Source organism: Streptococcus ferus DSM 20646, from assembly GCF_000372425.1.
Classification (GTDB): Bacteria; Bacillota; Bacilli; order Lactobacillales; family Streptococcaceae; genus Streptococcus; species Streptococcus ferus.
Genome location: NZ_AQVD01000006.1, coordinates 112,662 through 124,727, shown reverse-complemented (window position 1 = coordinate 124,727; position 12,066 = coordinate 112,662). Strand labels below are relative to the sequence as shown.

At 43.4% G+C, this 12,066-nt stretch carries 9 protein-coding genes and 2 pseudogenes; 10 read left to right on the top strand and 1 reads right to left on the bottom strand.

Going from position 1 to position 12,066, the window contains the following annotated elements:
- The 7 genes and pseudogenes from A3GY_RS10350 to A3GY_RS0108630 form a co-directional block, all read left to right on the top strand.
- Positions 1-846: hypothetical protein (locus A3GY_RS10350; RefSeq protein ID WP_162137985.1), on the top strand; the 846-nt coding region annotated here is incomplete at its 5' end.
- Positions 847-861: 15 nt separating this feature from the next.
- Positions 862-1,347, top strand: a complete 486-nt coding sequence (locus tag A3GY_RS0108660; RefSeq protein ID WP_018031012.1) for a hypothetical protein — start codon at positions 862-864, stop codon at positions 1,345-1,347.
- A 433-nt stretch (positions 1,348-1,780) separates the two neighbouring features.
- Positions 1,781-3,669 (top strand): annotated as a pseudogene (locus A3GY_RS10560) (ABC transporter substrate binding protein).
- Positions 3,670-4,473, top strand: a complete 804-nt coding sequence (locus A3GY_RS0108645) for an ABC transporter ATP-binding protein (protein ID WP_018031011.1) — start codon at positions 3,670-3,672, stop codon at positions 4,471-4,473.
- 148 nt (positions 4,474-4,621) lie between these two features.
- Complete coding sequence (groES, locus tag A3GY_RS0108640) at positions 4,622-4,906, top strand: co-chaperone GroES (RefSeq protein WP_018031010.1); 285 nt, start codon at positions 4,622-4,624, stop codon at positions 4,904-4,906.
- Between the two features lie 15 nt (positions 4,907-4,921).
- A complete protein-coding gene (gene groL, locus A3GY_RS0108635) occupies positions 4,922-6,553 on the top strand; it encodes a chaperonin GroEL (protein WP_018031009.1) in 1,632 nt (543 codons plus the stop codon).
- A gap of 129 nt (positions 6,554-6,682) precedes the next feature.
- Positions 6,683-8,344 (top strand): zinc ribbon domain-containing protein, encoded by a 1,662-nt coding sequence (locus tag A3GY_RS0108630; protein WP_018031008.1) that lies wholly within the window; start codon positions 6,683-6,685, stop codon positions 8,342-8,344.
- An 8-nt stretch (positions 8,345-8,352) separates the two neighbouring features.
- Here the strand turns inward: A3GY_RS0108630 and A3GY_RS0108625 are convergent, their stop codons facing one another.
- Positions 8,353-9,216, bottom strand: coding sequence for an RluA family pseudouridine synthase (locus A3GY_RS0108625; protein ID WP_018031007.1), 864 nt, complete (start codon positions 9,214-9,216; stop codon positions 8,353-8,355).
- 307 nt (positions 9,217-9,523) lie between these two features.
- Here A3GY_RS0108625 and pbp2a point away from each other — a divergent pair.
- The 3 genes and pseudogenes from pbp2a to secE all read left to right on the top strand — a co-directional run.
- Positions 9,524-11,608 (top strand): annotated as a pseudogene (gene pbp2a / locus A3GY_RS09815) (penicillin-binding protein PBP2A); the annotation flags it as partial.
- 48 nt (positions 11,609-11,656) lie between these two features.
- On the top strand, positions 11,657-11,809 hold the full coding sequence (gene rpmG / locus A3GY_RS10160) for a 50S ribosomal protein L33 (RefSeq protein WP_081601045.1): 153 nt from the start codon (positions 11,657-11,659) through the stop codon (positions 11,807-11,809).
- A gap of 11 nt (positions 11,810-11,820) precedes the next feature.
- Positions 11,821-11,997 (top strand): preprotein translocase subunit SecE, encoded by a 177-nt coding sequence (secE, locus tag A3GY_RS0108615; protein ID WP_018031004.1) that lies wholly within the window; start codon positions 11,821-11,823, stop codon positions 11,995-11,997.
- The last annotated feature ends 69 nt before the right edge of the window (positions 11,998-12,066 follow it).

The window sequence follows — 12,066 nt, the reverse complement described above, 5'->3', positions numbered from 1 at the left end:
CAGACCTTTATGGAAGATTACGCAGGTTTTATCAAGAGGACAGGCAAGGATCCTTTTACAGGGCAGACTGTCTCTAAGGGAACAGCGGCAATGGCTAAAAACTACGGATGGGTGAAGAGCGGAACGACGCTTACGCTAGCCTTGGTTAATGCCAAAACGGATTTCGACCAGCTGCGCAGTCTGTCTCGAGTCACTAAGGCCAGTGTGACTGTTCCGAAAGTTAAGCTCTCCACAGATAAAACAGCAACTTCTGTTGAGGCCATTCTCAAGCAGAATGGCACCACTTCTAAGTCCTTCTTGAACCTGACCGATGCCGATTCTGTCTTATCTCCAAAACAGATAGGTATTGTTAGAGATGTTCGTGTACAAATTGGTTTGCCAGAATCAGGAACAAAGATGGCCAAGGTTATTCCTGCTAAATATGTCGAGGGTATTGTGGCACCAGATAGTAAGCGTAACACTGTTTCAGGTTTTGTATCGGTTGATTCTCATTCGGCTAGTTTGAAAACTTTGGATGAAGTGTTTGAAGGCAACCGTCTCGACTATCAGAATACCCCATATAGTCCAGGTGCTGATGACACCTATGCCAAGATCAATTTTACCTTAGATTCTAAGATGCGACTGGATATTCCATTACGAGAACCTAAAGTGGGAGAATACCCGTTTACAGGGCGTGGCTTTACAGGTTCTAAAGAGATTGTCTTACCAGAATACGAGCTGCGAAAAGGAGCAAACTATCACTATCAGCATGGGGATACAATCGGTGTTTATGATAGTAAGTCAGGTAGTCTGTTAAAACAGTATATGTATGATGGTGAGTTTAATACATGGATGCAAAGAAAATAAAGGAGTATAATGACAATGAAAGCTATATTTAAGGGTAACTTATTTCAAGCAAGTCGTTATCAAGGAAAAATTAGAATTGGCAGTGATAAAAAATCAGAAGGATTTGTGGAGTATGTAGATGTCCTTGGTAACCTGCATAAAGATCACTTTGTCAGATTACTCGATGAACGCGACCTAGACTATCTTTATGAACTCTCTTACGAGTTAAAGTATAAGGGTCGGTGGTTTCATCTCTTTACGGCCTTAAATCCTCGAGCAATTTCTGAAGATTATTTTGAGATTATCCTTAGTTTTCTTGATTTGGAGGAAAAGGAACTGGCAGAAAAGCTCGGTTTTGAGCGGACGGATAAATTTTATTATACTAAACGACTCTATCGCAAAGACATTGAAGAATTGAAGGTTATTGAATTGCCGCAAGGAATCTTTTCTTCCCAAGGGAAGAAAGAAAGGATACTTGAAGGGGAAGAGATTGATGATTATTTTGCCTCCATAACAGACTGATACAGAAGTTAAAAACAAGCACCAAATAAAACAACTCTCCCTGCAGGTCTAATCTCCACCGGCAGGGATTTTTAGAGTCTTGCTGTAAGTGTTAGAATTTTTCAAATACTATTGACTTTTCTGATAAATAAGAGTATATTAAAAACAATTGAAAACAAGGAGAAGAGTAATGTTGCCACAAGCGTCTAGACTAACTGAAGAAGTAAAGAAGTCCTATACCTTTAGTTTCTTTAGATAGATGTTTGTAGCCCTGTGGATGCAAACATCATCAAAGATTCGTTTGTATCTATGAAGCTAAAGCAGGATTGTTCAAAAGCCGATTAGATGAAAAAGTCTGACTGGCTGCAAAAGGTTTTGATTTTGTCAACCAGTCGGTAGCTAGCTATCTGGCTGGTTTTGTTTTCAAAAGATGTCTACTAAGGAGAAAGAAATGATGAAAAGTATTTGGAAAACGGTATTAGGCTTAGGGCTTGCCAGTGCTTTGCTGGTTGGCTGTGCCAATACATCTAACAGCAGCAAAGGGGTTAAGCATATTGGGATTTTACAGTATGTGGAGCATGAATCACTGACAGCTGCCCGCAAGGGATTTATTGATGAGCTGGAAAAAGAAGGTTACAAAGATGGCGATAAAATTGAGATAGATTATAAAAATGGTCAGGGAGATCAGTCAAACCTTCAATCCATTTCTGAAAAGCTAGTCAAGGATAATGACCTTGTGCTAGGGATTGCGACACCGGCAGCTCAGTCATTGGTGGCAGCTAGCTCAGAGACACCGATTCTATTTACAGCCGTTACAGATCCGGTTTCTGCTGACTTGGTTAAGACCATGAAAAAGCCAGGGGGTCTGGCAACTGGAACCAGCGACATGTCTCCGATAAACAAACAGGTGGAACTCCTTCAGAAGGTTATGCCTAACTTAAAGAAAGTAGGCATCATGTACACCACAAGTGAGCGCAATTCGGAAGTTCAGGTTGAGGCTGCTAAGAAGGCTTTCAAAAAGGCTGGAATCAAAACGGTTGTTAAAGGAATTGCCTCAACCAATGATGTTCAAGACACTGCTAAGAGCCTGATGGATCAGACAGAGGTTCTCTTTGTGCCGACAGATAATACGATTGCCAGTTCGGTGACCCTCTTGTCTGAGCTGTCCAAAGAAATGAAAATTCCTGTTGTCGGAGGATCAGCAGATATGGTTCCTAAAGGTGTTCTCTTTTCTTACGGAACAGATTATGAAGAGCTAGGCCGTCAGACAGCCCAGCAGGCTCTTAAAATTCTGAAAGGTAAAAAAGCCAAGGAAATTCCTGCTGAATACCCTAAAGCGCTTAAGGTTGTTGTCAATGACGACATGGCTAAAACCTTAGGTGTTGATGTGAGCAGTATCAAGGAAAACTAGAAAAACAGACATTAAGTTTAAAGGAAACAGTTATGGTTGACATTCTTTTATCGGGCCTGTCTCAAGGCCTGCTTTGGTCCATTATGGCCATTGGTGTGTATCTGACATTCCGCATCTTAGACATTGCGGACCTTTCTGCAGAGGGAAGCTTTCCTATGGGAGCGGCGGTCTGTGCCCTTTTAATTGTAAAAGGGATCAATCCCCTCCTCGCAACCTTTGGCGGGATGCTGGGCGGGATGCTGGCTGGTCTGGTCGCCGGATTTTTGCATACCAAGATGAAAATTCCAGCCCTCTTGACAGGGATTATCACATTGACAGGTCTCTATTCAATTAATTTGCTGATTTTAGGCCGTTCTAACCTGCCGCTCACCACAGAAACAACACTAGTGACCTTGTTTCAGGATTTAGGTTTTAGTAAGACAGGGGCAGTTTTGCTGCTAGGGGCGATTTTTGTCAGCCTCGTCATCTTGGTGCTCTACCTGCTTTTAAATACCCAAATCGGCCTTGCCCTGCGGGCGACGGGGGATAATGTGGATATGGGACAGGCTAATGGGATTAAGATTGACCGGATGAAGATTCTCGGCTATATGCTGTCCAATGGTTTAATTGCGCTTTCGGGTGCCCTGCTGGCTCAAAACAATGGCTATGCTGATTTGAATATGGGAGTAGGAACGATTGTCATTGGCCTAGCTTCGATTATTCTGGCTGAGGTGATTATTAAGTATTTGCCTCTGGGCAAACGTCTCATGTCAATTGTTTTAGGCTCAATTTTGTATCGTTTGGTTATTGTGCTGATTCTGACCACTAATATCGATGCTCAGATGATCAAGCTGGTATCGGCGGCCTTATTAGCGATTATCCTCTATATCCCTGAAATCAGAGGGAAATTAGGTATTAAACCGAGCAAATCCTTGATAAAGGAGGAAAACTAGATGGCTTTGCTGACCTTATCACAGATTCATAAAACCTTCGAAAAAGGGACAGTCAATGAAAACCATGTCCTCAGAGGCTTGGACTTAGAGGTTAACCAGGGCGACTTTATCTCCATTATTGGGGGCAATGGTGCCGGTAAATCCACTCTTCTAAATAGTATCTCTGGAGCGGTAACGATTGATGAGGGAGATATTTTACTAGAAGGACAGTCTATCCGAAAAACAGCTGTTTCTCAGCGTGCCAAGGATATCAGCCGTGTCTTTCAAGATCCTCGTATGGGAACGGCGACTAATCTGACCATCGAAGAAAACATGGCCATTGCCTACTTGAGAGGGAAGAAGCGGCATCTCTTTAAAAAAGCGGTCACGGATAAGGATCGCGAAATCTTTAAAGCGGCTTTGGCAGAATTGGATTTGGGTCTGGAAAATCGTCTTAAAACGGATGCGGCCTTTCTGTCAGGAGGACAGCGTCAGGCGTTGACGCTTGCCATGGCGACTCTGGTCAGACCCAAACTCTTACTGCTAGATGAGCATACAGCAGCCCTTGATCCGAAGACTAGCGAAATGGTTATGCGTCTGACCAAGAAAATTGTAGAGGAGCAGGGCTTAACAACGCTGATGATTACCCATAACATGGAACATGCGATTACGTATGGCAATCGTTTAGTGATGCTGTACCACGGTAAAATCGTGGTGGATATCTCAGGTGAAGAAAAAAAGAACCTCACTGTGGCTCAGCTCATGGATCTCTTCCATAAAAACAGCGGTCAGGCTCTAACAGACGATGCCTTGGTTCTTGGTTAGTAAAAGAAAAATCTTGGTTATTAGCCAGGATTTTTTTCTTGGGCGAAAAGGTGACTTTTTTCTTGACTATTTTTGACCAAGTGATAAAATAATAATTGTGATTAGCACTCTATGTCTATAAGTGCTAAAAATCTTGTGGAGGTATCTTATGTTAAAACCATTAGGCGACCGTTTGGTCATTAAAGCGATAGAAGAAAAAGAAGAAACCGCAGGCGGTTTTATCTTAGCTGGAGCTAGTCAGGACAAAACGAAAAAAGCACAGGTGCTGGCTGTTGGCGAGGGAATCCGTTCGCTAAACGGTGATTTAATTGCTCCAAGTGTAACAGAAGGGGAAACTGTTTTGGTTGATGCACTGGCAGGTGTTCCTGTTAAAGAAGATGGCCAAGACTTACTGATTATCCGTGAGGCCGATGTTTTGGCCGTTGTAAAATAGAAGAGAGGAAAGAAAATGGCAAAAGATATAAAATTTTCAGCAGATGCTCGTGAAAGTATGGTGCGAGGCGTTGATATTTTGGCAGATACTGTCAAAGTCACCTTAGGTCCTAAGGGGCGTAATGTGGTCCTTGAAAAATCTTTCGGTTCGCCTTTAATTACCAATGATGGGGTGACGATTGCCAAGGAAATTGAATTAGAGGACCATTTTGAAAATATGGGGGCTAAGCTGGTATCAGAAGTTGCTTCGAAAACTAATGATATTGCTGGTGACGGAACCACAACGGCAACTGTTCTAACGCAGGCCATTGTCCGTGAAGGCCTTAAAAATGTCACAGCAGGAGCTAACCCAATCGGTATCCGTCGCGGTATTGAGGCAGCGGTAAAAGTAGCTGTTGACGAATTAAAAGCGATTGCGCAGCCGGTTGCCAATAAGGAAGCTATTGCTCAGGTTGCTGCGGTTTCATCACGATCTGAAAAGGTTGGTGATTACATTTCTGAAGCGATGGAAAAAGTTGGCAATGACGGTGTCATCACTATCGAAGAATCCCGTGGTATGGAGACCGAACTTGAGGTTGTTGAAGGCATGCAGTTTGACCGTGGCTATCTCTCTCAATACATGGTAACCGACAATGAAAAAATGGTGGCAGATCTGGAGAACCCGTATGTCCTCATTACAGATAAAAAAATCTCCAATATTCAAGACATTTTGCCACTCTTGGAAGAAGTGCTGAAGACCAGCCGCCCGCTCCTTATCATTGCTGACGATGTTGATGGTGAGGCTCTGCCGACACTTGTGCTTAACAAGATTCGCGGCACTTTCAATGTGGTGGCTGTCAAGGCTCCGGGCTTTGGTGACCGTCGTAAAGCCATGTTAGAAGATATTGCGATTTTGACAGGCGGCACAGTTATTACTGAAGATCTTGGTTTGGAACTCAAAGATGCAAATATGTCTGCTCTTGGACAGGCAGCACGTATCACTGTGGACAAGGATTCAACCGTGATTGTTGAGGGGTCAGGCGAAAAAGAAGCCATTGCAAATCGTGTTAATCTCATTAAATCTCAATTAGAGACAACAACATCTGATTTTGACCGCGAGAAATTACAAGAACGTTTGGCTAAATTGTCTGGCGGTGTTGCGGTCATTAAAGTTGGTGCAGCGACTGAAACGGAATTAAAAGAAATGAAACTCCGTATCGAAGATGCTCTTAATGCTACCCGAGCTGCGGTTGAAGAAGGGATTGTTTCTGGAGGAGGCACTGCCTTCGTCAATGTCCTTGACAAGGTCGCTGCTCTGGCATTAGAAGGTGATGATGCAACAGGTCGGAACATTGTTCTAAGGGCACTTGAAGAGCCTGTTCGCCAGATTGCCAAAAATGCTGGTTATGAAGGTTCTGTTGTGATTGACAGACTGAAAAACAGTCCGGTCGGAACAGGCTTTAATGCAGCAGACGGCCAGTGGGTTGATATGATTGAAACAGGAATCATTGACCCTGTTAAGGTTAGTCGTTCTGCTCTACAAAATGCGGCTTCTGTTGCCAGTCTCATTTTAACGACAGAGGCGGTTGTTGCGGATCACCCAGAACCAACAGCTCCGGCACCGGCTATGGATCCATCAATGATGGGCGGCATGGGCGGTATGATGTAAACTGCTTTTAACGTAAAAACGACCCCTAGGGGTCGTTTTTTACTTTGTTAACTTGTTATCTAATTGTCATTATATTTAAAAAGAAAAAGGCTATAATGAAAAAGATCATGCGAAAGAAGAGGTTTTTGGATGGAGAACTATAAACCCTACCTTCTATCCCTTAAAAAAAGTGTTTTAAAACTATTGCAACAGAAGAAAATTGCCTATCCTTTAGCAGGATTTGGGATTCTTTTGCTGCTTTTTTGTCTTTGGGGCGGTTATTTTTTCTCAAAATCTAGTGTGCTTGATCGCTATCTGACGGCTCGATCTCAGTCCAATGTCAAATTCGAGGATATTAAAGAATATCTGGTTTGGGATGACACCAATCAGGTAATTGCCAGTGACGAGGCAAGCTATACCAAATTTTCTCCGGTGACCAGCAAAAGCAAACAAGAAGAACTCCGGATTAAACTTTTGACAGCAACCCCTAAAGATAATATGTACCTCAAAAGTGTGGGACGCAGGTTTGGGATTTTTCCGGATTATCGGATTGCTTTGAAACCTCTGTCTCTGACAGTAAAAACCAACCTTTCTGGGGTTGATATCTTGTTGAATCAGAAAAAAATAGCAACCAGCGATTCGGATAATTACACCTATACGGTTGATCATCTGCCTACGGCAGACTATACCTTTAGTCTTGACGGCCAGCATAATGGCAAGGCTGTTGAACTCAGCAAGGCCTATAATGGCAAGGATAAGACCATTGATTTATCTGTTTCTTTTAAAAACTTTACCGTCAGGAGCAATCTCAAAGATGGAGACCTCTACTTTGGCAAGAAACGGATTGCCTCTCTGTCTAATGGGGAATACCAAGTGAGTGATTACCCGGCAGATGAATCGGTTTCTGTCTATGTTCGCAAAACGTTTTCAGATGGGAAATTAAGCAGTTCAAAAGAAGCCATGAAAAATGTGACCGATGGGGCTGTTCTGCAGCTAGATGCGGAAGGTGTGTTAGATGAAGCCGGAGCTAACCAGCTGCTGCAAGCGGCTTTTAGTAAGTTCTCAACATTTGCAACATCAGGTCAGGATGCCTCTGACTTGGCCGCAACATTTGAAGATGGCAGCAGTAATGGCTTTTACCTGGCTCTTAAAGAATCCATCAAGCAAAAAACGCAGCTGGATAGTCGGAAACCAAGCAGCCTGACAATATCGGCCCCAAGCTTGACCTCTCTTAATCAGGTAGGGCTCAAAACTTATCAGTTAGGCTATTCTGTCAGCTACACTTATTATTATGACGAATCGACAGACAAGGATAAGAAAACGTCGGGGAATCTAATTCAAACCTACAGCGGTCAGTTGCAGCTTAAAAGGACTGATTCAGGCTTTCAGATTGCGAAATCGGGCCATCAGGAACATCAACTCATTGCCGAAGATAATCAAGTTAAACGTCCAGATCCAATTCCAGAAGAACTGGTAGGCACTTGGGAGACCAAAAAAGATGGGGATACCATTACCATCAGTCTGACTAGTGATGGCACGGTTACGAAGAAAATTGATTACAAGGATGAGAAGAAAGAAGATTCGACTAAGACAGCTAAGGTCAGTCAGGCTGAAGAGCTTTCGGACGGTCTTTACCGCTATCATTTTGAGTCAGGGGACAAGGCGGCTTTCACAGTCCTAGATGATATTGGGGCTAATGATGCCTATGTTTATGGACTGAGGCTCAATGGTTCAACGCTCACGACCGTTTACTGGAAGTCGGGTAATACCGACGGCAGTCCAGAAACAGGTCTGAGTCTCACTAAAAAATAATGGATTCCCTATTTAGGGAGTCCATTTTCAAAGCTTTTAGAGGGTGCTTGAATGCGGATTTGTTCAAGTGTTAACGGGTGTTTAAAAACCAGCTCATGAGCATGCAGCATCAGCCGCTGCCCTTTTTTCAGGTGATAGAGAGGGTCACCGATAATGGCGTGACCGTGGTGAGCCAGATGGACGCGAATTTGGTGGGTTCGGCCTGTTTTAAGCTCGCAGTCTACCAGACTGGCAGCGGGGTATTCTTTCAGCAGTGTCAAACGGGTATGGGCTGTCTGTCCTTTTTTGGGGTCAACTATTCGTTTACGTCTGTCATGGCGGTCTCGTCCAATTTTATCCCTATAAATCATTGTTTTCTGGGGAAAGTGCCCAGATGCTAAAGCCCAGTAACGACGTTGAATCTGTTTATCTTCTAAAAGTCGGTTTAAAAGAGGCAATATAAAAGGGTTTTTAGCAAATAAGATAGCCCCGCTGGTCTCCATATCCAGCCGGTGAACGACATAGCAAGTCTGCCCCACATAAGCCGATACATGATTAAGTAGGGCTATTTCATAGGGTTGGTTGGCGTGAGTTTTCAGGCCTTCAGGTTTATTGACGACGATGAGATGTTCATCTTCATAAAGACAGTCTACCAGGCGTTTGTCACCGAATGGGAGGTGTTTAGGCGGATAATCTTGGTCATCGAAAACCATTTCAATCCAATCTCCTTTTTGGACAGGGCTCTGCCAGTTGATTGGACTGCCGTTAATGGTGATGTGTTTTTTGGTGCGCAGAAAATGGCGGATTTTTCGAGGAATAAGCAAGTCCTCTTCTAGCAGCTCCTTAACCGTTTTGGCTGAATAAGGATTGGTAAATCTTACAATCAGAGTCATAGTTGTATTATAGCATTTTTGACAGTAACGAAAAGGCTTAAGGTGTCAGTATTTCCCAGCTGATCTGTTCAAAAGACATTTCCTTTATGCCCTTTTGACCTAAAATTGATATAATAAGTTGTATGAAGCTATTAGAATTACTAAAGAAAAAATTTTTACCTCAGCAAAATGAGGCGATAAATGATACCTTGGAAGTTGATGCGGAAAAAAAGGTGAGGCTGCTGAGCAGGAAAGAAGTTCCAGCACTTATCAGCGCAGCCAGTCAACGGAGACGGAAGATGGATCGGTCAAGTCTTTTATCAACCGCTTTAAGCTTTCTAAAAACAATCCCATCAGACGTTATTGGAGACGCTATAACGTCGGAAAAATTCTCTTGATTGGTTTTAGTGCCTTTGTCCTCATGACGGGTTCTTACCTCTTTTATCTGGCTAAAACGACCAATGTCAGCAGTCTTCAGGAGGCTTTAAAGGCGACAACGGTCATCTATGACCGAAAAGGGGAGCAGGCAGGCACGCTCTATGGGCAAAAAGGGACCTATGTCGAAATCGATGCTATTTCAGACAATATGAAAAATGCTGTTATTGCGACAGAGGATCGGACCTTTTACCAAAACAGCGGTATTAACTATGGCCGCTATCTTCTGGCAATCTTGACTTTTGGTCGTTTCGGAGGCGGATCGACTATTACCCAGCAGTTGGCCAAAAATGCCTATCTTAGTCAGGAACAAACCATTAAGCGTAAGGCTAGAGAGTTCTTCTTGGCGCTTGAACTAACTAAAAAATATAGTAAAGACGATATCCTGACTATGTACCTGAACAATTCCTATTTCGGAAATGGTGTTTGGGGGATTGAAGATGCCAGTCAAAAGTATTTTGGGGTATCTGCCAAGGATTTGACCTTGGATGAGGCCGCCACCTTAACTGGTATGTTGAAGGGGCCAGAGATTTACAATCCGCTTTATTCCATTGAAAATGCTACGAATCGACGTGATACTGTCCTTCAGGTAATGGTTGATGCGGGCAAGATTAGTCAGGCAGAAGCTGATGAGGCTAAATCTATTGGTATGGCCAATCGTCTTAGTGACACCTATGTTGCTAAGGATGATGATTACAAATACCCCTCCTATTTTGATGCGGTTATTAATGAAGCCAAGTCTGTTTATGGCTTGAGCGAGAAAGATATTGTAAATAACGGCTATAAAATTTATACCGAACTGGATCAAAATTACCAAAGCGGTATGCAGATTACCTTCGATGAGGACAGTCTCTTTCCAGTAGCAGAGGACGGAACAAGTGCTCAGGCCGCTAGTGTGGCTATGAATCCGAAAACGGGCGGTGTCAGAGGTTTAGTCGGTCGTGTCAATTCAACCGAGGATGTCACCTTTAGAAGTTTCAACTACGCTACACAGTCAAACCGAAGCCCGGGTTCTACCATAAAACCACTGGTTGTCTATACTCCGGCGGTTGCCTCAGGCTGGTCCATTGATAAACTGTTGCCCAACACCGTCCGTGACTTTGACGGCTACAAACCTAGTAATTATGGGGGGATTGAGACGGAAGATTTGCCCATGTATCAGGCTCTGGCTAATTCTTATAATGTTCCGGCCGTCTATACGCTGGACCAGCTGGGCATCAACAAAGCTTTTAGTTACGGGAAAAAATTTGGTCTGAATATGGACAATGTTCCTAAAGAACTCGGGGTCGCTCTGGGAGGCAGTGTCACCACCAACCCCTTAGAAATGGCTCAGGCCTATGCGACCTTTGCCAATGGAGGAATCATGCCTAAGGCTCATCTGATTAAGAGAATCGAAACTGCTAATGGTAAGGTTGTCAAAAAATTTACCCAAAATGCCAAACGGATTATCAGTCAGTCCGTTGCGAACAAAATGACCAGCATGATGCTGGGAACCTTCTCAAATGGTACAGGGGTTAATGCCAATGTCTACGGCTATACCTTGGCCGGAAAAACGGGAACAACTGAAACAGACTTCAATGCCAATTTAGCCAGCGATCAGTGGGTCATCGGCTATACACCCGATGTGGTCATCAGCCAGTGGGTCGGCTTTAACAAGACAGACGAAAGCCACTATCTGAGCGACTCCAGTGCAGGAACGGCCTCTTACATCTTTAGTACTCAGGCAAGCTATATCTTGCCTTATACAAAGGGAAGCCAATTTAAGGTGGAAAATGCCTATTCAGCAGACGGGATTGATTCGGTTTATAAACCGACTGACAGTTCCAGCCAGACCAACAGCGACTCCCAAAGCATTATTGACAGCATTCAAGAACAAGCCAATCAGGCAAAAAATGATATCCAAAAGGCCGTTGATGATTCAGGAATTGTTGATAAGGCCAAAGAGATCTGGGACGGGGTTGTGGATTACTTCAGATAGCTTGCAAGAAATTCTCAATCATGTTAGAATGGACTTTACGGAGGCAGTATGGCACAGAAAAAAGCAAGTCTAGCCTGTGCAGAGTGCGGATCGCGCAATTACTCGATTGGAGTCAGCAGCAATCCCAGACCCAAACGGCTGGAAGTTAATAAATATTGCAAATATTGCAAGCGATATACCTTGCATAAAGAAACACGATAGGAGAAGATAAGGTGAAGTTTATCGGAGGCGTTTTTACAGTTTTAAAAGAGACCACATGGCCGACGCGCAAGCAAGCATGGCATGATTTCATCTCGATTTTAGAGTATTCAGCCTTTTTTACCCTCTTGATTTATCTCTTTGATAAATTGCTGAGATTAGGTTTGGTTGATCTTTTGAACCGCTTTTAAGGAAAAAATAAATAAGGAGAGGGCTCGCCCTTTCCTTTTTTAGACTTTGTGATATAATAAAGACAAGAA

Excerpts from the sequence above, each read along its gene's own strand:
- A3GY_RS0108660 (WP_018031012.1), top strand. The coding sequence starts at position 862 with ATGAAAGCTATATTTAAGGGTAACTTATTTCAAGCAAGTCGTTATCAA.
- A3GY_RS0108645 (WP_018031011.1), top strand. The coding sequence starts at position 3,670 with ATGGCTTTGCTGACCTTATCACAGATTCATAAAACCTTCGAAAAAGGG.
- groES (WP_018031010.1), top strand. The coding sequence starts at position 4,622 with ATGTTAAAACCATTAGGCGACCGTTTGGTCATTAAAGCGATAGAAGAA.
- groL (WP_018031009.1), top strand. The coding sequence starts at position 4,922 with ATGGCAAAAGATATAAAATTTTCAGCAGATGCTCGTGAAAGTATGGTG.
- A3GY_RS0108630 (WP_018031008.1), top strand. The coding sequence starts at position 6,683 with ATGGAGAACTATAAACCCTACCTTCTATCCCTTAAAAAAAGTGTTTTA.
- A3GY_RS0108625 (WP_018031007.1), bottom strand. The coding sequence starts at position 9,216 with ATGACTCTGATTGTAAGATTTACCAATCCTTATTCAGCCAAAACGGTT.
- rpmG (WP_081601045.1), top strand. The coding sequence starts at position 11,657 with ATGGCACAGAAAAAAGCAAGTCTAGCCTGTGCAGAGTGCGGATCGCGC.